Origin of the sequence: Nonomuraea thailandensis, from assembly GCF_024172165.1 — a bacterium.
In the GTDB taxonomy this organism is placed as follows: domain Bacteria; phylum Actinomycetota; class Actinomycetes; order Streptosporangiales; family Streptosporangiaceae; genus Nonomuraea; species Nonomuraea thailandensis.
In genome coordinates this window covers 12,331,015-12,351,804 of sequence record NZ_JAMZEB010000002.1, presented here as the reverse complement: position 1 = coordinate 12,351,804, position 20,790 = coordinate 12,331,015, and the positions used below count along the sequence as shown (strand labels likewise).

General features: G+C 67.6%; 24 protein-coding genes and 2 pseudogenes. 11 read left to right on the top strand and 15 right to left on the bottom strand.

All coding sequences use genetic code 11. The annotated features are described in order from the left end of the window. Positions 1-33: 33 nt before the first annotated feature. The 3 genes from HD597_RS61535 to HD597_RS61525 all read right to left on the bottom strand — a co-directional run bounded on the left by HD597_RS61535 (position 34) and on the right by HD597_RS61525 (position 3,192). Positions 34-903: a carbohydrate ABC transporter permease gene (locus HD597_RS61535; protein ID WP_253758549.1), complete on the bottom strand. Its 870-nt coding sequence runs from the start codon at positions 901-903 to the stop codon at positions 34-36. Positions 904-998: 95 nt separating this feature from the next. Continuing rightward, positions 999-1,910 (bottom strand): ABC transporter permease, encoded by a 912-nt coding sequence (locus HD597_RS61530; RefSeq protein WP_253758547.1) that lies wholly within the window; start codon positions 1,908-1,910, stop codon positions 999-1,001. Further along, on the bottom strand, positions 1,903-3,192 hold the full coding sequence (locus HD597_RS61525; RefSeq protein WP_253758545.1) for a polysaccharide pyruvyl transferase family protein: 1,290 nt from the start codon (positions 3,190-3,192) through the stop codon (positions 1,903-1,905). Before HD597_RS61525 ends, HD597_RS61530 begins: the two co-directional genes overlap by 8 nt. A gap of 79 nt (positions 3,193-3,271) precedes the next feature. Here HD597_RS61525 and HD597_RS61520 point away from each other — a divergent pair, with 79 nt between their 5' ends. Both HD597_RS61520 and HD597_RS61515 read left to right on the top strand, forming a co-directional pair. Further along, positions 3,272-4,276: a LacI family DNA-binding transcriptional regulator gene (locus HD597_RS61520; protein ID WP_276083325.1), complete on the top strand. Its 1,005-nt coding sequence runs from the start codon at positions 3,272-3,274 to the stop codon at positions 4,274-4,276. A 132-nt stretch (positions 4,277-4,408) separates the two neighbouring features. Then, entirely contained in the window at positions 4,409-4,591 is a 183-nt protein-coding gene (locus HD597_RS61515) for a hypothetical protein (RefSeq protein WP_253758539.1), read from the top strand. Here HD597_RS61515 and HD597_RS61510 read toward each other — a convergent pair. Both HD597_RS61510 and HD597_RS61505 read right to left on the bottom strand, forming a co-directional pair. Further along, complete coding sequence (locus HD597_RS61510) at positions 4,576-4,818, bottom strand: hypothetical protein (RefSeq protein WP_253758537.1); 243 nt, start codon at positions 4,816-4,818, stop codon at positions 4,576-4,578. The genes HD597_RS61515 and HD597_RS61510 overlap by 16 nt on opposite strands. A gap of 520 nt (positions 4,819-5,338) precedes the next feature. Further along, positions 5,339-6,037 (bottom strand): TetR/AcrR family transcriptional regulator, encoded by a 699-nt coding sequence (locus tag HD597_RS61505; RefSeq protein WP_253758535.1) that lies wholly within the window; start codon positions 6,035-6,037, stop codon positions 5,339-5,341. A gap of 378 nt (positions 6,038-6,415) precedes the next feature. On the opposite strand from HD597_RS61505, the gene HD597_RS66405 reads away from it, so the two are divergent. Together HD597_RS66405 and HD597_RS61495 are read left to right on the top strand one after the other, a co-directional pair. Then, a complete protein-coding gene (locus HD597_RS66405) occupies positions 6,416-6,673 on the top strand; it encodes a hypothetical protein (protein WP_308210942.1) in 258 nt (85 codons plus the stop codon). Between the two features lie 27 nt (positions 6,674-6,700). Beyond that, a complete protein-coding gene (locus tag HD597_RS61495) occupies positions 6,701-6,907 on the top strand; it encodes a tautomerase family protein (RefSeq protein WP_253758532.1) in 207 nt (68 codons plus the stop codon). Positions 6,908-7,072: 165 nt separating this feature from the next. On the opposite strand, the gene HD597_RS61490 is transcribed toward HD597_RS61495, so the two are convergent. After that, positions 7,073-7,672: a TetR/AcrR family transcriptional regulator gene (locus HD597_RS61490; protein WP_253758530.1), complete on the bottom strand. Its 600-nt coding sequence runs from the start codon at positions 7,670-7,672 to the stop codon at positions 7,073-7,075. Positions 7,673-7,765: 93 nt separating this feature from the next. Here HD597_RS61490 and HD597_RS61485 point away from each other — a divergent pair, with 93 nt between their 5' ends. Continuing rightward, the gene (locus HD597_RS61485) at positions 7,766-8,539 is read left to right on the top strand and encodes an SDR family NAD(P)-dependent oxidoreductase (protein ID WP_253758528.1); all 774 of its coding nucleotides are present in this window, start codon (positions 7,766-7,768) and stop codon (positions 8,537-8,539) included. Between the two features lie 81 nt (positions 8,540-8,620). Then, on the top strand, positions 8,621-9,373 hold the full coding sequence (locus tag HD597_RS61480) for an SDR family oxidoreductase (protein WP_253758525.1): 753 nt from the start codon (positions 8,621-8,623) through the stop codon (positions 9,371-9,373). A 151-nt stretch (positions 9,374-9,524) separates the two neighbouring features. Here HD597_RS61480 and HD597_RS61475 read toward each other — a convergent pair. Further along, a pseudogene (locus HD597_RS61475) lies at positions 9,525-9,623 on the bottom strand (IS5/IS1182 family transposase); the annotation flags it as partial. Here HD597_RS61475 and HD597_RS61470 point away from each other — a divergent pair. Together HD597_RS61470 and HD597_RS61465 are read left to right on the top strand one after the other, a co-directional pair. Continuing rightward, positions 9,613-9,729, top strand: a pseudogene (locus tag HD597_RS61470) (IS3 family transposase); the annotation flags it as partial. The pseudogenes HD597_RS61475 and HD597_RS61470 sit on opposite strands and share 11 nt — an antisense overlap. 1 nt (position 9,730) lies before the next feature. Then, positions 9,731-10,129 carry a tyrosine-type recombinase/integrase gene (locus HD597_RS61465; protein ID WP_253759964.1) on the top strand — a complete coding sequence of 133 codons (399 nt, stop codon included), beginning with the start codon at positions 9,731-9,733 and terminating at the stop codon, positions 10,127-10,129. A 476-nt stretch (positions 10,130-10,605) separates the two neighbouring features. Here HD597_RS61465 and HD597_RS61460 read toward each other — a convergent pair whose 3' ends face one another. From HD597_RS61460 to HD597_RS61450, 3 genes are all read right to left on the bottom strand, one after another. Further along, positions 10,606-11,241, bottom strand: coding sequence for a hypothetical protein (locus HD597_RS61460; RefSeq protein ID WP_253758521.1), 636 nt, complete (start codon positions 11,239-11,241; stop codon positions 10,606-10,608). A 29-nt stretch (positions 11,242-11,270) separates the two neighbouring features. Beyond that, entirely contained in the window at positions 11,271-11,633 is a 363-nt protein-coding gene (locus HD597_RS61455; RefSeq protein WP_253758518.1) for a hypothetical protein, read from the bottom strand. A gap of 389 nt (positions 11,634-12,022) precedes the next feature. After that, positions 12,023-12,274: a hypothetical protein gene (locus HD597_RS61450; protein ID WP_253758516.1), complete on the bottom strand. Its 252-nt coding sequence runs from the start codon at positions 12,272-12,274 to the stop codon at positions 12,023-12,025. Between the two features lie 317 nt (positions 12,275-12,591). On the opposite strand from HD597_RS61450, the gene HD597_RS61445 reads away from it, so the two are divergent. Both HD597_RS61445 and HD597_RS61440 read left to right on the top strand, forming a co-directional pair. Next, positions 12,592-13,662, top strand: a complete 1,071-nt coding sequence (locus tag HD597_RS61445) for a HesA/MoeB/ThiF family protein (protein WP_253758514.1) — start codon at positions 12,592-12,594, stop codon at positions 13,660-13,662. Beyond that, positions 13,659-14,906, top strand: coding sequence for a hypothetical protein (locus tag HD597_RS61440; protein ID WP_253758511.1), 1,248 nt, complete (start codon positions 13,659-13,661; stop codon positions 14,904-14,906). The genes HD597_RS61445 and HD597_RS61440 overlap by 4 nt, the downstream gene beginning before the upstream one ends. A gap of 116 nt (positions 14,907-15,022) precedes the next feature. On the opposite strand, the gene HD597_RS61435 is transcribed toward HD597_RS61440, so the two are convergent. After that, the gene (locus HD597_RS61435) at positions 15,023-15,415 is read right to left on the bottom strand and encodes a hypothetical protein (protein ID WP_253758509.1); all 393 of its coding nucleotides are present in this window, start codon (positions 15,413-15,415) and stop codon (positions 15,023-15,025) included. Between the two features lie 114 nt (positions 15,416-15,529). Between HD597_RS61435 and HD597_RS66400 the strand changes: the two genes are divergently transcribed. Next, positions 15,530-16,630, top strand: a complete 1,101-nt coding sequence (locus HD597_RS66400; protein ID WP_253758507.1) for an integrase core domain-containing protein — start codon at positions 15,530-15,532, stop codon at positions 16,628-16,630. 82 nt (positions 16,631-16,712) lie between these two features. On the opposite strand, the gene HD597_RS61425 is transcribed toward HD597_RS66400, so the two are convergent. From HD597_RS61425 to HD597_RS61410, 4 genes are all read right to left on the bottom strand, one after another. Further along, positions 16,713-17,006 (bottom strand): hypothetical protein, encoded by a 294-nt coding sequence (locus HD597_RS61425; protein ID WP_253758504.1) that lies wholly within the window; start codon positions 17,004-17,006, stop codon positions 16,713-16,715. 423 nt (positions 17,007-17,429) lie between these two features. Further along, the gene (locus HD597_RS61420; protein WP_372513612.1) at positions 17,430-19,229 is read right to left on the bottom strand and encodes an IS481 family transposase; all 1,800 of its coding nucleotides are present in this window, start codon (positions 19,227-19,229) and stop codon (positions 17,430-17,432) included. A 248-nt stretch (positions 19,230-19,477) separates the two neighbouring features. Further along, positions 19,478-19,783 carry a hypothetical protein gene (locus HD597_RS61415; protein WP_253758500.1) on the bottom strand — a complete coding sequence of 102 codons (306 nt, stop codon included), beginning with the start codon at positions 19,781-19,783 and terminating at the stop codon, positions 19,478-19,480. Next, positions 19,780-20,667: an SAM-dependent methyltransferase gene (locus HD597_RS61410; protein WP_253758498.1), complete on the bottom strand. Its 888-nt coding sequence runs from the start codon at positions 20,665-20,667 to the stop codon at positions 19,780-19,782. The genes HD597_RS61415 and HD597_RS61410 overlap by 4 nt, the downstream gene beginning before the upstream one ends. Between the last annotated feature and the right edge of the window lie 123 nt (positions 20,668-20,790).

The window sequence follows — 20,790 nt, the reverse complement described above, 5'->3', positions numbered from 1 at the left end:
GACGTCTCCTTTCCACATGGCATGGACGACCGGTCAACCCTTGACGGCGCCGACCATGAGTCCCTTGGCGAAGTGCTTCTGGATGAAGGGGTAGATGAACAGGACGGGCAGGACGGAGATGACAAGAATCGCCATCTGGACGGAGATCTGCGGTGGCAGGTTCTCCAGGTTCGAGCTGAGCTGGTCGGATCCGATCGGGGTGTTGTTGACGACGTAGGTGCGCAGCACCAGTTGCAGCGGCCACTTTTCCGACGACTGGAGGTACAACATCGCGGAGAAGAAGGCGTTCCAGTACGCCACTGCGTAGAACAGCCCGATCACGGAGACGACCGCCTTCGACAGTGGCAGGACGATCCGCAGCAGGATGCGCATCTCCCCGGCACCGTCGATGTAAGCGCTCTCCCGCAGCTCGCCGGGGATTCCCTGGAAGAACGCGCGCATGACGATGACGTTGAAGGCGTTCACCAGGACCGGCAGGATCAGTGCCAGGTAGCTGTCCAGCAGGCCGAGCTGTTTGACCGTCAGGTACATCGGGATGATGCCCGGATTGAACAGCAGGGTGAACACCGTCATCAGCAGGATCGGCTTTTGCAGCAACGAATCCGGCCGCGACAGCGCGTACGCCAGAGCGATCGTGCTGACGAGGCTGAGTGCCGTGCCGACCACGGTGATGCCGGCGCTCACCAGCAGCGCACGGGTGACGATTCCTCCGGACAGGACGGCCCGGTAGGAGTCCAGCGTCGGTTCGTTCGTCCACAGCACGAAGCCGCCCGCCCTGTTGACCTCCTCCGGGGAGGCGATGCTGGTCATGAGCACCGCCCAGAACGGCACCAGAACCGCCAGGCAGCCCAGGCCGAGCACGAGTCCCCGCGCACCGACCCCCAGCTTGCTGGGCTCGCCCATCCAGACCGGGCGCTGGCTGCGGCCCGAGCGTGGCCGCGGCCCTGTGCCCGCGGCGGGGCGCGCCACGGACACCGCAGTCGGCGCAGATCGGCTCGTCACTTGGCGTACACCCCCTGCTCGCCCAGGGCGTGGGCCAACCGGTTGGCGCCGAGCACGAGCGCGACACCGACAATGCCTTTGATCAGCCCCACCGCGGCCGCGGTGCCCCAGTCGCCGCCGACGATCCCGTGGTTGTAGACGTAGGTGTCGAGTACTTCGCCGGCACCGGCACCGACCTGTGCCTGCTGCAGGATGATCTGCTCGAACCCGACGGACAGCGAGTCACCGAGCCGCAGAATCAGCAGCAGGACGATCACCGGGCGGATGTAGGGCAGGGTCACGTGCCACAGCCGGCGAGCTGCCGAGGCGCCGTCCACCACAGCGGCCTCCATCTGCGCCGGATCCACTCTGGACAGTGCGGCGAGGAAGATGATCGTCGACCAGCCGGTGTCCTTCCAGATCACCTGTGAGGTGATCACGAGTTTGAACAACTCGGGTACGCCCACGATGTGGAACGTGGACAGGTCGGCCGAGCGCAGCCAGGCGTTGAGCATCCCGCCGTTGCCGAACATCTGCTGGAACAGGGCGACCACGATGACCCAGGACAGGAAGTGCGGCATGTAGAGGATCGACTGGGCGAGGCGTTTGAGCCGTTCGCTGATGGTCGCGTTCAGGATCAACGCGAGGCAGATCGGCAGCGGGAACACGAAGACCACCTGGATCAGCGTGATGATCAGTGTGTTGACGAGGGCGTTGAGGAACACCGGGTCGCCGGTGAGCACCGGCTCGAAGTTGTCCAGCCCGACGTACGGGCTGTGCCAGATTCCGAGGAACGGCTGGAAGTCCTGGAACGCGATGATGTTCCCGCCGAGCGGCAGATAGTGGAACAGCAGCAGCGCCGTGACCCCGGGAAGCGCCAGCAGCAGCAGGACCCGGTCACGCCGCCAGCGGTCGCGCAGGCTACGCATCGCCGGTCTCCACCGGTGCGGGCAGGCCGATGGGCCGGCCCGCGACGCAGGCTCGCACCGCCGCCCGCAGCCGGTCGTCGGCATTGGCCGCGACCCTCCTGCTGCGGGCAATCGCGGGCGCCGGGTCGGTGGCGATGTCGGTGACCGCCGCGACGACCGTCGCCGCGGCACGATGGTCGAGCTCGATCACCAGGTCGGGGGCGCCGAGGTCGGCGAACATCTGAGATTTCGTGGTCTCGGTCGGCTGCCGGAGGTAGACGGTCGGGATCGCATGTCGTGCGGCCAGGATCGGCGAATGACACTCCATGCTGACCACCAGCGACGAGACGGCGTAGACCCCGGTCGCCTCCTCCAGCGGCCAGTACCGGTCCAGGAGCCGGACCTGACCGAGTGTCTGTGGACTGAGCAGGCCGGGAAGCTGCTCGTGAGCGAGCTCGACGGCATAGCTCATCTCGGGCACCACGACGGCCGGCAGGCCGCTGACGCGTACCCAGGTCTCGATCGCCGCCGCCAGCACCGCCAGGTCGTGCGTCGCGGTGGCCCGGTTGACCGCGTCGCGCCGCATCTGCTCGCGGGTCGGCTCCGTGCCGTAGATCTTCGCATAGGGGGCGTAGCGCAGCCGCGGAACGAAGCAGGCGAACCGACCGGGCTGCAGGCCGAAACCCTCCAGCAGGCGAGCGGCAGCGACGGCGTCGGTGTGGTCGAACGCGAACGTGCCATCCGGCCCGAAGGCGAGGTCGGGCCCGGTTATCTTCTGGCCGCGCAGGGTGGCCAGGGTCAGCGTTTCGCGGCAGTACACGAAGTCGGCGCTGTCGAAACGGTCCTTGACGTCGTCCTCGAGATAGGACGGTGGGAGCAGATCGACCATCTGTGCCAGCTCCGGCAGCGTCGCCATGGTCGGTGGGCACAGCGGATCCACGGTGACCCCGAAGTACCCGTACGGGCGGCCCACGTGCTCGCGCCACCAGTCGATCTCGGTGCTCTGGAAGGCGTCGGCTCCCGATCCGTGCATCAGGACGTCCGCGCCGTCGATGGCGGCGGCCAGCTCCGGGGTGCTCGGCCCGTCCCCGCCGAGAGTGCCGTCGACGACGCGCAGGTCGGGAAACGCGTGCCGCAGCATCGATCGTTCGCGCTCCTCCAGCCGCACCGGCCAGAGGACGACCTCCACGCCGGGGGCGAACCGCTGAAACGCCCGCACCACGCCAGGGGAGTGAGCCACGTCGCCGATGTTCACCGTCGCCCAGGAGGACCGCAGGAGGACGGTGCGACGTGTCGATGTCATATGTACTCCTTGTTGACGTAACGTTAATTCAAAATAGGGTTGGTGAGACGTTACGTCAAGGACCGAGTAGGCTGTAGTCATGGCAACGCAACGTGACGTCGCACGGGCGGCTGGGGTGTCACTCGCCGTGGTGTCGGCGGTGGTCAACGGCACGAGCCACACCCGGATGAAGGAATCCACCCGCACCCGGGTGCTCCAGGCGATGCAGGAACTGGGCTACCAGCCGAACCGGACGGCGCGCTCGCTGCGGCTCAACCAGACCGACATGATCGCGATGATCCTCAACAAGATCGACAACCCGGTCTACGGACCGCTGCGGCACGGGGTCTACGAGGCGGCGGCGGAGCACGGCGCGACGGTCCTGCTGGGCGATGCCGAGACGATGCGCTCCGGCAGCCAGTTCCTGACCCGGCTGCTCAGCCAGGGCACGGTCGACGGTATCTTGATCCGCGGCGAAGGGCTGCTGGACGACGACGTGATGGCCGAGCTCCGCTCCCACCCCAAGCCGATCCTCATCCTGGAACACGCACTGGACCATCCCTGGATCGACGTGGACGATCGCCGCGCGGGCGAGATCGCGACGCGGTTCCTGGTCAACCTCAGCCACCGCCACATCGTCTTCGTCGGGGGTTCGGGGTACCTTTCCCAGCAGCGCTACCTGGGCTACCAGCAGGCGATGGACGCCGCCGGCCTGACACCGGCTCCGCACCTGGCCACCGGGTTCGGCGAGCAGGCCGGCGCCGACGGGCTCCGGCAGGCCATGCAGGCGGCAACCGCGCCGACCGCCATCGTCGTCAACAACATCATGAGCGCGGTCGGGGTCCTGGCCGCCGCACGCGACCTCGGCATCGCCATCCCCGACCAGCTGTCGGTGGTCGGCATCCACGACGTCGACCTGATGCAACACCTGCGCCCGGCCGTCACCGCAGTCCGGATGCCCATGTACCAACTCGGCCGGGCCGGCGTCGAGGCGCTTTACGACCTGATCGCGGGGCGGCCAAGCGCAGGCGGTGTCATCACCGACCCCGAACCCGAACTGGTGATCCGTGACTCAGCGACTGCTCTGACCCGGGTCCGCGACTAGCGTTCGCATGATCGCGTCCCGCTCGGAAACCCGATTTCGTACCGCGAGCTGAGGTTCTGCTGCACGATCAGGACGGCGACTGCGACCGTCTCGCGGTTGTTGTCTTCGCTTGTCTACCGGTTGGTGAGGGGCTTGTTCGGCCTGCTGACCGTGCTGATTCGTGCTGATCTGTCCAAGGAGGTTGAACTGCTGGTGCTCCGTCAGGAGAACCGGGTGCTCGGCCGTCAGCATGGTGAGCGGCCGGGATGGAATCACGTCGACCGGCTCTGGCTCACGGCGTTGTCCCGGCTGACCCGCCACTACCGGGAAACCTGAATGCCGAGCAGCTTGTCCACTGTCGTGAATCCCGCCACATCGGACGGTATCGACGCCTGGCGCAGCGTGATGACCGCGAGGAGAGCAGCGGCGAGTTCGAGAGGGCTCGTCCGGCTGTCCGTCCACGAGCCGCAGGCGCGGTGCCGCGCCACCAGATAGCCGAGGACGAGCAGAAGCGGCAGCGGCATGATGCCGTAGGCGAAGGCCAGTGTTTTCGGGCTGCGCACGATGTCGAAGGTGACCGGGCCGTCCAGATCGGGCCGGTTGCTGGGGCTGCCGTCGAATCGCGGGATGCCCGTGCCGGTGTCCTGTTCCAGGACACCTGGCCCCTGCGGGGGTCAGACAGATACGGAACGGAATCCGGCGCTTTAGTCCTTTCCATCTGGGCGGCCGTGCCGACCCGGCAGCGCGACTCTGTCGGTAGTCCCGGCACGCCCTCCGAGGTGCACGCCGACGGCTCCGCTCACGTCTACGTCGAGAGCAGGGGACCGACACGGCTTTCTCCACTGTTCCCCTCAGCATCGGTATGGCCCTCCCCTTCGAGGCCTCCCTCGACGGCAGCCCGATCTCCTACCCGCATGACGACTACCGGACGCGCTTCCGGCTCAGGATCGGGCCATCTCGCCGCCGAACGTGCCGGGCCGGCGAAGCGCCTGGTTGAGCCGGTCTTCGAGGTAGGCGCGAATCTCGGTCGCCGATCGTGGCCCGAGGGCGGTCGTCATGATGCTCATTCCATGTCGCTGCTGTTCAGGCGTGGTGCGTGATGCGTTCGAGCCATCGGCACAGAAGGGCGGCCTCGACCGGTTCCAGGGCCTCGGTCCCGGTGAGTTCGAGCTGCGCGTGCAGGCGCAGCGCCGCGGTGTGCAGCGGGTCGGCGTCGTTCGCGCCGGCCGGTTCAACCAGTACGTGTGAGAACACGGCGTCCCGCATGCGATGGGACAGCGCGGGGTCGCCGAACAGGGCGGGTCTGGCGATGTGGTCGAGGGCGGTCCCGACGTTCGCCGACAGGATGAGCTGGGCGGCGGTGTGCGGCTCGACCTTCAGCGCGCCCGCCGCCGCGCACTGCGTGAGCGCCGCCACCAGCAAGTCCATCACGCGCTCTCGAGCCGACGAGTGCGACCACGGCCTCGGGGTGAACATCAGCTGGTAGAGGGCCGGGTTCGACTGCGCGAAGGCCATGTGGCCGTCCCAGCCGGCGTGCAGGTCGGCCACCGGGTCGCCAGTCTGCTCCTGGGCGGCCTTGAGCGCGGCGTAGCGCTCGTAGCCGTGGTCGGCGACGGCGTCCAGCAGGCCGCGCTTGTCGCCGAACAGCCGGTAGAGCACGGGCTGGCTGACGCCGACGGCCTCGCAGACCGCCCGTGTGGCGACCTCGTGGTCGGAGGACGACGCGAGCTGCCGCTCCGCCGCCTCGATCATCGCCGCGCGAAGCGGGTCGTTCTCTGACATGCGATCAATGATAGCGACAGGCGCTAGCGGGGTTACGGAGCTGTGCTATCGTATGACCGTAGCAGCGATACGATGGAGCCGTATCGCCGATAAGATCAAGGGGTCTCCCATGAGTGCTCAGCGTGTGGCGGTCGTCGGCGGCGGCTCCCGTGGAACAGACAAGACGATCACGGTGCCGCTGGGGCACGGGGCTGCGCGGTCGCGGCGGGTTTCCACGGGCCGGACTTCCCGCGGCACCTTCGTCATGGCCAGGGAGGCCGCACGCCGCGTGCGTGCCGGGGGCGTGATCGTCAAGATGTCCACCTCCGCGGTCGGCCTGCAGTTCCCGGCTACGGCGCGTACGCCGCCGGAAAGGGCGCCGTCCAGGCGACGACACTGGTGCTCGCCCGAGAGCTGCGCAGACGGGACATCACGGTCAGCGCCATCGGTGCCTCCAGCGAGTACGGCCGGCTCACGGCCGTGGCCCTGGCACGGGCGGGGCACACCGTCGTGCTCGGCATGAGGCGGTTCCGCAGCCATCTCGATCCCGGCAAGAACGGCAGCGACGTCGTCTCGATCGTCGCCGACCGCGTCCGCGCCGAGTTCTCCCGACGTGTAGGCATCGAGGACCTGCTGTCCTCAATCGCCTCACTCTGAATCACCACTACAGGAAAGGTCATCACCATGCCATTCGCCAACCTCAAGGTGCCCGCAGACACCCTGACCCCCGAGTCCAGGAAGAAGCTCATCGACGCCGTCACCGACGCCTACGCCGCGGTCTACGGAGAACGGGCCCGCGCCACCACCCTGGTCCTCTTGGAGGAGGTCCCGGACGGCGGCTGGGGCCTGGGCGGCAACGTCCTGACCGCCGAGATGCTCGGCCGTAGCTGACCCGTCCGGCGGTAAGGCCGCACCCCCGGACTCGCCCGCCCGTTCTCTCACCTTGGAACGGGCGGGTTCAAGCCGGGGCGAACCATACGGTGACGGTCAGGCCGCCTCACGGGCGCGGGTGCGGTTCGGCGGTGAGGGCAGCGCGGCGGGCCCCGAGCCCGCGGATCAAGCGCGGAGGGCGTCGATCAGGGCGTCTATGGCGGCGAATGCGGCGGAGGTGTCGAGGCCTGCGCGGGAGACCAGGGAGAGGCCCTGGACGGTGAACAGCAGGAGTTGCGCCTGAGCCTCGGGCGTGGCGGCCCGGGTGACCTCGCCGGTGGCCTGCGCGCGCCGCAGGGCGTCGGCGACGATCCGGGTGAAGCGGACGTGTGAGCGGGCCACGATGTCGCGGGCCTCGGCATCGTGCGGGACGAGCTCGGCGGAGGTGTTGCCGATCATGCACCCTTGCGGAACGCCGACGTCGGAGGCGTACTCCTGCGCCCGGGCCGGATGGGTGAGCACCTCGCGCAGCGCCGGCAGCACCGGCCCGTCCTCCAGTGCCGCGAGCAGCCGGCGCTCGTAGGTGTCCCAGTAGAGCTGGACCGCCGCCAGGTAGAACTGCCGCTTGTCGCCGAAGGCGCCGTACAGGCTGCCGCGCTCCAGGGCGAGGGCGTCGACGAGGTCCTGGACGGAGGTCTCTCCGTAGCCGCGGGACCAGAACAGCAGGAGCGCGCGCTCGAGGGCCTGGTCCTTGTCGAATGCGCGGGGGCGTCCTGTGCGTGCCATATCCCCAGGGTACGACTTTTTGACCGCTTGCACGAAATACCGTACGGTGACGACTGAGCGACTTCTTGAACGTTCACACAGAAGTCGGCGCGCGTGAGCGCGCCGACGGACGAGAGGCAGGACCCCATGGACTTCAACGGGAAGACGGCCCTGATCACCGGATCGGGCGCCATCGGCGGGCTCGGGCACGCGGCGGCGAGGATCCTCGCCGCCGGCGGGGCCGACGTGATCATCACCGGCACCGACCCCGGCCGAGGCGCCCAGGTCGTGAACGACGTACGGGCGAGCGCGACCGGCACCGTGCGCTTCATCCCCGCCGACCTGGCCGACCCGCGGGCCGTGCGACAACTGGCCGAGGACGCCGGGACGGTGGACATCCTCGTCAACAACGCGGGCGTCGTCCCGTTCGGCGCGACCGCCGACCAGGACCTCACCGACTACGACGCCGCCTTCGCGGTCAACGTGCGCGCGCCGTTCGTCCTGGTCGCCCGGCTCGCGCCGAAGATGGCCGCCGGCGGGGGCGGCAGCATCGTCAACGTCAGCTCCACCGCGGCCACCCTGGGCATGCCGGCGATGGCGGTCTACGGCGCCACCAAGGCGGCGCTGGAGTCGCTGACCCGTACCTGGGCGGCCGAGTTCGCCGCCTCCAACGTGCGGGTCAACGCCGTGGCGCCCGGCCCGATGACCACCTCCAAGGTGGTGGCCGCCATGGGCCCGGACCTCGGCGGCATGGGGCTGACGACGGCGCTGAAGCGCACCGCCGACCCGGCCGAGGTCGCCCAGGTGATCGCCTTCCTCGCCGGCGACGGGGCCGGCTACGTGACGGGCGCCGTCGTGGCCGCCGACGGAGGCCGCACCGCCATCTGACCCGGCGCGCGCTCCAGCCCCTTCGCACCACCACCCTTACCAGAACCACGCGCTTGGGCGCGAGTGAGGAGATCCAGGTCAATGGGTCGTCTTGAGGGCAAGTACGCCCTGATCACAGGAGCGACGAGCGGCATCGGATTCGAGACCGCCCGCGAGTTCCTCGCCGAGGGAGCGGCCGTCGCGATCACCGGCCGCTCGCGCGAACGACTGGAGGAGGCCGCCCGGCGGCACGGCGGCGACCGGGTGCTGCCCGTCCTGTCCGACGCCGGCGACGTGCCCGGCCAGGCGGCACTCGCGGCGCGGCTGCGGCAGGAGTGGCCGCGGCTCGACATCGTGATGAGCAACGCCGCCGACGTCACCCACCTGCCGATCGAGCAATGGACGGAAGAGGCGTTCGACCGGCTCGTCGCCACCAACCTCAAGGGGCCGTTCTTCCTGGTCAAGGCCCTGCTGCCGCTGTTGTCCCGGCAGGCGTCCGTCATCCTCGTCGGCTCCGTCTCCGCCTTCATCGGGCACGAGAACGCAGCGGTCTACGGCGCCGCCAAGGCCGGCCTGCTGTCCCTGTCGCGCGGGCTGACCTACGAGCTGAAGGAGCGGGGCGTCCGCGTCAACGGGCTGAGCCCGGGCCCGACCCTCACGGACACGTTCGCCTCACTCGGCCCCGAGCGGCAGGCCGCCCTGTACGACGAGCTGCGGCGGACCGTGCCGCTGCATCGCATCGGCACCGCCACCGAGCTGGCCAAGGCGGCGGTCTACCTGGCCTCTGACGAGTCCGCCTACACCGCCGGCACCGTCCTGCGCGTCGATGGCGGCATCGGAGAGCTCGCCTACTGACCTGGATTCGTCAGCGGTCCTGCACCACACTCCCGGTTGTGCGACCTTGCTGAGATGCCTCATAGGCGACCGGCCACGAGACACCGCGCGAAGCCGAGCACGGCCAGGGCGAACACCGTTTCGGAAGGCGGTTAATTTGTAGGTGTTCGTCCTAGTATGTTCCTCGCCAGGTCGGGGTGGATTCGTCGGTGATGCGCTTGCCGGCATTGTCGATCATCGCTATGCGGATCATGGCCTCGGAGCTGGCCAATGCGATCTTCGAATACCTGGAGATCTGGCACAACCGGCAACGACGACACAGCAGCCTCGGCATGCTCACCCCGATACAGTTCGAGAACACACCCACCGTGGCATGAAATCCGGAAACGCGACTCCATCAAACTCGGGGCACACCAGCTGGCCCTGGGCGAGGCATGGAAGGACACCGGGTTCGCCTTCACCCAACCGCACGGAGATCGGCTGCATCCCCAGAACGTCACCGTACAGTTCCTGTGGCTGGCCTACCTCGCCGGCCTGCCACCCATCCGGCTCCACGACCTCCGCCACGGCGCAGCCTCGCTCATGCTGGCGGCCGGGGTAGAGATGAAGGTCGTACAGGAGACGCTGGGCCACACCTCCAGCTCCTTCACCGCCGACACCTACACCTCGGTCTTCCCCGAGGTGGCGATGGCGGCCGCGGAGAAGACCGCAGCGCTCCTGCTCGCCGAGGAGGAGAACACGGGGAAGCCAGCAGAGGTGAGTCCGCTGCGGGTCTGACCCGCCACATCAGCAACCGGCCCCGTGATCGCCGCGACCAGACGGCGGGACGGGGCCGTTCCGTTGCCAAGGCAGCCCCAGAACACCCATGCCGATCATGGTGTGGACGGTGTTGGCGCGCGCGAGCACGTACGGAGCACGCAGCCGCTAGACGAAAGTTCTAGAACGCGATCCGATCCCGCATTACCGCAGATCAGGCCATGATCAAGGCGCGCCCTGCAGGATTCGAACCTGCGACCGTCGGATCAGAAGCAAGATCTTTTAGTGCCGCGCCGTGTCCTCGGGTAATGGTTCGTGCCACCTCAGCACGTTATGTGTGTCAGACGGAGCCAGATCCTGACGGCACGTGACGGGGCGTACGAGCACGCACCGAGCACGATCGGCCCTCGCCCTAGCCACCATCGTTGCGACCGTCCGCTCAAGCCACGCCTTCAGAGCCGCATCGATACCACCTGGCGAGATCGCACCCCGGCAGGTCAGCCTTGTGCGCGTACAACGGCGACGGCTATCTCCCCGTTAACCGCATAGGACGCGACCGTGGGAGCGACGACGCCGTCGACGACGACGGTTGCCAGGCCCGCCGAGCCTGCCGAGTAAGTCACGCTTTCGACCAGCGCGTCCTCCACGACAACCGTGGCCTCCTCAGGGCTGCTCCTGCGACCGGACACGTGGATGAGCTGGACATGTTCTCCACGCCGCAGGTCATAGGGCGCCTGGCCTGGCTTGAGGGCCAGCCCCACTTCGACGGGCTTTCCCTCGGCTGCTCCGTTTCCGCCGACGGCGGCCATCGGCCCGGTGAGCAAGGTGCCAGGAAGCACCGCAACTGTGGCTACGGCGGCCGCGACCTCGTCACGCTGGGACCAGGACCAGTAGGAGCCCCCGTCATCGGCGACACGGGCCTCTTGCAGGGCGCCGCTACCGAAGGGATGCCCGGCGCCGATACGCTGCGTGACACGAATGACAGAGACGCGTTCGTCAGCCCGCAGTACCAGCGAGGTGGTGGCCAGGGCGCCGCCGAGCACGAGCAACACCGCCAGCGCGGCCAGCGCCGGCCTGCGCTGCCGAACCGGCTGAGGCAGTGCGCGGGAAGCGGCCTCGGTCAGCACGCTCATTCCTCCCCCTGTCTCCAAGACCGGCGGCTTCAGATGTTGTGCGCCGGATTGCACTTACGCATCGAACCAGCGGGCGCGACGTCCGAGCCATAGCAGAACTTCGCACGCTTGATGGAGCCGAAGAACACCGAATCCAGGACACATCCGCTCTTCGGGCCAGCCTGCAGCAGAATCGTCCGGCCGATCGTGGTCCTGTACTGCACGGCCACCTTGTTCTCGTCATCGAGCCGGTCACACAGTGCGACATGTTTGCGATCGGCGCTGATCTCTACGTCGCCGAGCCGGCCGTAGCCATCCGTCCACGGCCCTGTGGACGCCCACGCGGACGAGGACATCAACAACGCGCACGCCAACGCTCCCTGTACAACTGCAGCACACCGCAGCACCGGCACCCCCTCCACCAACCCACGCCATCACCAAGAGTAGCTAATCTACATCTGAAAGTAGTCGCACAACTCGAGAACGCTCCTCCTTTCTGAACGCAGTCGGCCGCTCGGCCGGATACCGGCCAGCCCACCCCTGCACCCTTCACGCCAGTCGAGTTCGACAACAAAACCCATACCTGCACTCCGCGGTCAGTGCAACAAGACGAACGATCGCAAGGACTGGTCCGGACGACCCGCGGCAATCTTCCGATCGGGCCTCGATCCTCTCGGCGACGGCATCTCCGACGGCTTATGGAAACCGCCATCGCGTCCAGGCATGGAGCTCGGCTCCTCATGGGATCGAGTGCGTGATCGCCGTACCACGCCTCCGTACAGGCGCCCCGGCTGCTCTGTGCTCAGCTCGTCGTCGACGGACCCGCCGCCGAGCAGGTCATCGCCCCCTGCCGCCGATCAGCCTCGCGCGGAAGGGTGTCCCGCTCGGAAAGTCGGTTTCGTGTGAGCTGGGGTATTGCTGCATGATCAGGGTTGCAGAACCCCATGTCGTACATGCCGGTGGAGTTGTCCCAGGACTTGGCGTTGAAACGGTAGGGGTTGTACTCCTCCTTGGCGGCCGGGTCGCGGGGGCCCGCTACGCGTCGAGATCGCAAGCCATCTCCGATTGCCGGTGCCGGACGCACGGTAGGCCACGTTCCACGCCTGCCGGAATTGTAGAGATGTTGTAGTGCTTGCGTAGAGGTGCCGGAAACAATCGACATCGCAACTTCCTCACAGCCGAAAGGGGGTTCAACATGAAGGCTGAGAGCAAGCCGGTCAAGAAGGTTTCGCTGCAGATCCGCAAGCTGGAGAAGGTCGAGACCACGCTTTGGCGCGATGGCGGCGGCTGATCTATAGCGCATCGGCCGACCGGGCATCGCCTGGTCGGCCGATGCTCGTTTCCCCCGACATTCTCAGCTGAAAGGCCGTCGTGCTCCGCCCGAAGATCAAAAGCGTACACCAGCCCGTCGCCCTGCCCGGCGACCGCATCATCATCGGCACGATGCAGCTGGGCGTCTCCTCCGAGATCCAGGACGACGAGGACGGCACGATCGCCAGGCTCATCACCCTCATGGACGGCACGCGGACGATCGACGAGATCTGCGCGGCCTGCCCGGACGTCGATGAGCAAGACGCTCGCGAGGTGATCGCGGGCCTGATCGGCAACGGTTTCGTGGAGGACGCGGCTGCTCCCCTGCCCGTCGGCCTCACCGAGCGCGAGGCCGCCCGATATGAGCCGTCAAGGCACTTCTTCTCCTGGATCGACACCAGCCCCCGCAGCTCTCCGTACGACGTCCAGGCCCGCATCAAGCACGCCAAGGTGGCGCTGCTCGGCATCGGCGGCACCGGCTCGGCGGTCGCGGCCGGGCTGGTCTCCAGCGGCGTCGGGGCGCTGGCCATCGGCGACTTCGACACCGTCGAGGAGCCGAACCTCACCCGGCAACTGCTCTACAGCGAGGCGGACATCGGGCAGCCGAAGGTGGACAGCGCGGTGGCCCGGCTGCGCGCCATGAACAGCCTGGTGGACGTGACCGGCACCATCCTCAAGGCGGGTGGCGCCGATGACATCGCCAAGCTGATGGAGGGGTGCGACGTCTTCGTGCTCTGCGCCGACGAACCGCAGCCGGACATCATGCTCTGGACCAACGAAGCCGCGCTGCGCACCGGCACCCCCTGGTTCGTCAGCTTCTACACCGGGCCGATGGCCGTCGTCGGGTCGCTGATCCCGGGCGAGACCGGCTGCTTCGCCTGCCTGCGCCGCCAGGAGGACCAGCGCGAGTACCGCTCCGAGGGAAGGCCGCTCACCACCGAACGGCCGAACGCCGTGATCGCCGCAAGCGCCAACATCAGCGGCCACCTCTGCGCTCTCGAGATGATGTATCACCTCGCCGGGCTGCCCGCGCAGACGCGCGGCAGGTTCTTCCACTGGAACTACGCCATGTGGACCCACTCGTACTCCATCGACATTCCCCGCTACGACGACTGCCCGGCCTGCTCGTGATCACCACCAGCACCCGGGTCGACCTGCACCCTCTGATCTCCCGTCCCGACGACGACGATCCGGACCTCATGGTCTTCGGCCGGGCGGAGATCGGTGAGTACGTCGAGCTGCCCACGGTGTACGGGGAGGCGCTCCGGCTGCTGGGCGAAGGCCATCCGGCCGGTGCGGTCGAAAAGCGCATCGCCGATGAGCAAGGCGCCGAGATCGACGTCGCCGAACTCGTCGAAGCCGCCACCGGTCTGGGGTTCATCCGCGCGATCGACGGGGAGCCGGTGCCCGACCCCGCGACGGACGCCCCGCGCAGCCATTTCCCATGGCTCACCGCACGGCACGTCGGCTGGATCTTCAGTCTGCCGATGAAGGTCCTGTGGGCCGCGACCACGGTGGCGGCCCTGGCGTCCCTCGTCATGCGGCCCGAACTCGTGCCGACATACGAGCATTTCTTCTGGAGCGACTATGTCGGCCTGGCGGTGCTGGTCAACACGGCGATGATGTCGGTGGCGATCAGCGCCCACGAGATGATGCACCTCATGGCGGCCCGCTCGCTCGGCGCGCCGGGGCGGATCGGGTTCGGCACCCGGCTGTACACCCTGGTCGTCCAGACCGACGTCACCGGCGTGTGGGGCGTGCCCAGGCGCCGCCGCTACCGGGCCTACCTCGCCGGGATGACCTGGGACTTGTTCCTCATGGCCACGATCATCCTGCTGGTGGCGTACGTGCCGATGCCGTCGCTGGTCGCGGCGTTGCTGCAGGCGCTGCTCGTGACGGTGCTCATGACCATCCCGTTCCAGCTCCAGGTCTACATGCGCACGGACCTGTACTACGTGCTGCGCGACCTGCTGCGCACCAGCAACCTCTTCGACGACGGCCTGGCGTACGCCAAGTACCTGCGAGCCAAGGTGTGGGCCGCGGTGCGGCGGCGTCCCCCGCCTGCGGAGGATCCGACCACCGGCCTGGACCCGCACGAGCGGCGGGCCACCCGCGTCTACGCTGTCGTCCTCGTGGTCGGAGGAACCTTCGCCCTCGGCAACTACGCTCTCTTCGCCATCCCGATCGCGATCGAGGCGGTGCTGCGCGCGGTGGACGCCCTCGCCGGCTCCTTCACCGGCGGGCCGATTCTCCCGGCGATCGACTCGGGCCTGCTGATCCTCGTCGAGGGCGGCATCCAGGTGCTCTTCGTGATCACCTTCATCCGCACCCACCCGCACTGGTTCGGCCGGATCAGCCGCCGAGCAGGTCGGTGACAACGCCGTCCGATCAGCAGGAGTCCCCATGCGATTGATGCCGGCGTCCAGCAGAACGGCCGGCGCAGCTTGGCGAGCCCGAGGTCGAGTCAGCCGGCCGCCCAGAGGCCGGCGAATCAGCTGCTGAGTGCGCTGGAGAGGGTGACCACCGCACTGACGAGGAGGGCCACCAGCACCACGTTGCGGAAGCGATCCGGGTTGATGCGGCTGAAGACCGCGTTGCCGGCGAACCACCCCGACCGCACGACCGGCAGTCCCACCAGGCCGATCCAGATCGACTGGGAGTTCACCTGGCCGGCCACGGCGAACCCGACCAGGCTGAGCACGCTGGTGCCGGTGGAGGCCGAGAGCGCGCCGGAGACCAGGCCGGCGCCCACCAGCACGGAAGCATTCCCGGGCACCTTCACCCGCCGCCACACCATGACCGTGCAGCCCAGGACTCCGATCCCGATCAGCACGCTGAGCACTTGCGGGGACATCACCGCGTACACCCAGAGGCCGAGCGGCATTGCGCCTGCCGATAATTACATCCGTCCAGGTCATGGCTCTGCGAGGGCTTCGCGTGGCGTACGCGAGCTCCGGTCACCCGAGAGACGGAAGCGCGTACGGCAGGATGATCCGCTGTGCTCCTTCGCCTGGCCTATCTGACCGTCACGAACGCCTTCGCCGCGCTGCGGCTACTGCCCATGAGTGATCGGGACAAGGACGTGGAGATTCTCGTCCTGCGTCACCAGATCGCCGTCCTTGAACGCCAACTCGGTGCTGACACCCGAGTGAGATTCGCACCCGAGGACCGGGCCCTTCTCGCCGCGCTCCTGACCTCGCTGCCGCGCGAGGTCCTACGCCGGCTGCGGCTCCTCGTCCGGCCCGACACCGTCCTGCGCTGGCACCGCGATCTGATGCGACGGCGCCATGCCCGTACCTGCCGACCGAAGCGGCCCGGGCGCCCGCCCACCGTCCGCTCTATCCGCGCTCTCATTCTGCGCCTGGTTCGGGAGAACCCCGGCTGGGGTTGTCGGCGAGTGCATGGTGAACTCACCACGCTCGGCATCAAGGTCGCGCCGTCCACGGTCTGGGAGATCCTCCAACAGGCGGGCCTTGGCCCGGCGGCCGAACGGGCCTCCACCACGTGGGCCGACTTCCTGCGCTCGCAAGCCGACGCTCTGCTGGCCTGTGATTTCATCGAGACCGTCATCTTGAACGGGCAACGCCAGTACATCCTGACCGTCATCGAGCACGCCGACAGGCGCGTCCGCGTGCTGGGCACCACCGCCCACCCGACCGCCGACTGGGTCATCCAGGCGATCAGGAATCTGGTGATGGATCTGGAAGATGCGGGCCGCCGGGCGCGCTTTCTGATCCGAGACAGGGACGGCAAGTTCCCCGCCCTCATGGACGAGATCTTCGCCGAAGCCGGCATCAAGACCGTGCTCACCGGTATCCAGATGCCGCGGATGAACTCGATCATGGAGAGGTGGGTGCAGTCCTGCCGCCACGAACTCCTGGACCGCTGCCTCATCTGGAACGAACGCCACCTACGGCACGCTCTACGCGAGTACGAACACTTCTACAACCACCACCGAGCCCACCAAGCCCTGAACCAAGCCGCCCCACTGCGTCCCGTCCCGGACCCGATCGCAGACCCCGAACGAATCGTCGACCTGAACATTCGCCGACGAGACCGACTCGGCGGAGTCCTCCACGAGTATTCACATGCCGCTTGACCTGCACGGAAGGAGTTTTCGGCAGGCGCAGTGTCGGACTCGTCGGTGATGATCAGGACGGTATGCGTCACGATGTGTCCCTTTAGTCCTTGACCTTTTCCTCGTTCGGGCCGGCCCCGTCCGAACTGGTTTCGCTGGTCTCGTTGCTGCCGTTGCCGCCGTGCGAGCCGTCGTCGGCGGTGACGGGTGCGACCAGGAAACGTAGCCCCCATGGGCGCACGTCGCTGGCCGGCGTGTTGGCGGCTGACAGGATGTGCTTGGTCGGGGACATGGGGAAGACATCGCCAGTCCGGAAGATCTTGGCCCTCGATTCCCCGTCCGGAGAGTGCGTGATGAGGTCGAGGGCCGACCGGTCCTGCATGGTACTCGTCAGCATTCTGATCTCCTGCTTGTGCACCCTGTGGGTGCTGGCCGTTGGCGTGCGTTGTTGAAGCGGTGGGTCTCTTCGGGTGCCGAGAGGCAGCTGAAGGGCTGGTCTCGTTGGCGGGTACCGGCGTCTCCTGGATGCGCTCCTCTCCGCGTTCTGCAGTTGGTGACGGCGTAGCGGACGGCGGTCATCAACGGACGTGCAGCGCGTTGGAGGCGTGGTGTCACTAAAGAATGATTTCGTTCGTTCGTGAGAAGTGACCGCGGATGTTCGCGGCATTCGACCGCACCAAGGCGACTGAAGGGTGTGCCGGCGTTCGCGAGAAGGGACCGCAGTCACGGGCTCAGGGGCTTTGGCAGCTACGAGAGGTAGGGCGTTTGCTCTCGATGTGAGGTCCCAGGACATGCTTAACCGTTTGTCATCGGGAGATGCTTAACGTCCGTCGGGCTGGGTGCCCTTGCCTCGGACGTAGAGACGGGTGACGGGTGTGGTGTCGCGGCGGGGCCTGATCGCCAGTTCTTCCTCGCCATGCAGGACCCGATAGTGCGTGTCTTCGATGACGACTGTGACGAGCTTGCCTGCGTGCCGGGGGCCGAGTTTGATGAACTGCTTGTTCACCATGAACCGGCCGCTGGCATGGACGCGCCGTTGCACTCGGATCGATCCCGCCGGCAGCGGCGGTGGTGGCAAGGGAGTCGCTGCGGTGCGCGCGCCCGGTAGCCGGGCGGCGCGGTCGGCGGTGATGGGGCAGGGCCAGGTGCCGACCAGGGCGTTGTCGGCGATGGCGTGCATGAGGTGGCCGTCCAGCCGGATGGTGATGGTGCGCCGGGCCAGCGCGAAAGCGATCTGGCACTTGATTCCGGCGATGGTGACGTGGCCGTCGCGTTGGACTATGCGATCGATCTCGACTGCCTCGCCTGCGGCCAGCTCGGTGTTGCCGTTGATGCGGCGCAGCGCCGCCGCTGCCGGCGCTGGTCCAGCGGGGTGGGCTCCGTAGCGCATTACCAGGTAGGCCAGGTCGTGGGGCAGGAGCCGGGAGACGATGGTGCGGACCAGGTGGCCCTCGAGCAGGACGTGCAGGCTGCGCAGATCGGCCCAGACGGTCAACGTCCGTCCGGCCAGTCCCCTGGGGACGGAGAACCGCTGCCGGCCGGGAACGAGCGTGACCTCTCCGCTGGGCGGGACGCGGATCTCGAACTCCACCGCCGACTCATCCGGGCGGTTCGCTGGTGGTTCGATCACATCAATCCGCAGCGGCGCTGCTGTTTGGCCGGCCTCGTCGGCGAGAAGCTGCCCGTCGGAGTAGGTGGGGGCGTGCGGGCGGAAGACGCTGGCCGGGGTTGCCATGTTCAGCGCCTGGTGGGGCCGTTGATGGTTGTAGGCGTGCACCCAGGCATCGATGGCGTCCTGGGCGGCGGTCAGCGACTCGAACGGCGCCACATGATCCAGCAGTTCGTGGCGGAGCGTTTTGTGGAAGCGCTCGATCTTCCCGGTCGTGGTGGGCGAGCGGGGCTTGGTGAGCCGCTGGTTGATGCCGTTCTCCCGACACACCCGCGCGAACAGCACCTCCACCGGCTGCGGCCGATTGTGCCGGCCGGTGAACTGCTTGCCGTTATCGCTGAGCACCTCAAACGGCACCCCGTAGCGGCGCATCGCCGCGGTGAACGCCGAGCACACCGCTCGTCCTGATGGCACGGCGACCACCGCTGCGATCACCACGAACCGCGAATGATCGTCGATCCCGGTGACCATCTTGCACTCGCGGCCATCGGCCAGCGGTACGCCGCCGACCAGGTCGAGCTGCCACAGATGCATCGGTGCCTCGCGCTGCCAGCGCCGGTACTTGCGCTGATGCTCCTGCTCCTGGCGCCGCACCAGCCCGTTGCGGACGAGCATCCGATGCACCGTCGCCCGGCCGGGAACCGGATCCACTCCCCGCGGGCGCAGCTCATGCACGATCCGCCGGGCGCCCCATCGTGGGTGCTGCCGCCGCAGCTCACACACCAGCGCCTCGACCTCGGCCGGCAGCCGGTGCGGGCTGGACTTGGGCCGCCGCGACCTGTCGGCCAGTCCCGGCATGCCTTCCTGCTCGAACCGTTTCCGCCAGCTGTGCAGCGACTGCCGCGAGACTCCGTACCGGGCCGCGACCTCCCCGATTGGTGACCCGCCGAGAACCTCCCGTACAGCCCGGTACCGGTACTCCACCAGAGCCTGCTGATCCACGCTCGCCACCCGACACGAGAGTCACTCTGGGCAAGCATCATGCCACGATCTGTCAAGAGTGTCCCGAGAACGAATGGTTAAGCATGTCCTGAGGCCTCACATTGACATTTGCCTAGGTCAGAGCCATCCACTCGCGTGGCGGCCGAGTGCGGTCAGGACTGGCGAACATCAACTCCACCGGATCGGAGGTGCGGTCGCTCGTCACGAACAACTGCGGTCGGAACTGGCCAACAAAACCAAAAGAACGTCTCGTGTCGTCATCCGAACGCTCCTGGCCCGACGGCCAAGAGGGAAATGACCGTGGGCGGGTACGCCTGGAGCGCCTCGGCGATGTCAACCCGCAGCGCGTCGTCAGCGGCGATGATGCCGCACCACACCTCCCGCAAGCAGGTCCCTTCCACCGGGGCGATCGCGGTCGCGTCGAACGCCGGAAACGCCTCGAACTTGCACAGATCGGGCTCCCACACGACCAGCCAGCGCCCTTGGCATGAGTCCTGCAGGCGCTCAGCAAGGCGCAGGCCCTTTTCAACGGTCAGCGCACAGGCCGCGCTGCTGACGCTCATGCCGCATCCCTTGCGGACGTGACGACGTACTGGCCGAACTTGGCGACCGCCGCGAGGAAATACGCGTCGCCAACGTCGATCCGCCGATCGTTCGATCGCCACTGCGATGCCTCGACCAAACCGGGCTCCTGAACGTCCAACCCGTCGAGCATCACGGCGATCTCGGCCGCGGTGCGCGGATAGATCGGCATGAAATACCGCTGGTAGATGGCGCGGAGCCGGGCGAGCTTCGCGGGCTCCACCTTGTCCCAGCAGCAGTGGGAGAAGACCAGATAGCCGGCGGGAAAGGCCCGCATGTACTCGTGCAGGACGCCTGCGGGGTTCTCATCGTTTCTCCACAAGTGCAGTAGCGCCGTGGCGACGATGCACACCGGTTTGCTCTCGTCGAGCAACTCCCTGGCTTCGTTCAGCACGCGGGCAGGGTCGCGGGCGTCCGCGTGGACCAGGAGAACATTGTCCACCCGGGCGAGCATTGCTCGGTCGGGGACGGCCACCCCCTGGGACCCATCCACGTGGACGACACGGGCGAGCGGCTGATGGTGTCGTACGACGTCATTCACGGAGACACCGCCCGGCGTGGGGAGCCCGGCCCCGAGGTTGAGGATCTGATCGACATCGCCGAGGGCGGCGGCCGTGACACCTCGCAGGGCGAAGTGCCGGTTCTCCGAGACGGCTACGGGCAGGAGCGGTGCGATCTTGAGCAGTTCCTCGAGCGCAGCTTTGCCGGATGTGCAGTGGTCCTCGCCACTTGCTCCGGCATCAGGGCCCCTGCCGGACAAATCACGCTTGTCGAGACCTCTCACGAGTGAGTGGTCGCCAACTGGGACGGTGCTCGCTGCGGTAGGACCGTAGACGAGCTGGGAGACGGTGGGTACGTCGGTCATCAAGGAGCCTCGGAACGGGTTTCAGGGGGCGGAAGCAGACAAGGACGTCCTCGTGCTGGCCGATTCCTCGCTGGTCTTGCTTACGTGGTCCAGCAAATGCGTTGTGTAGCCACCCGGTCACCC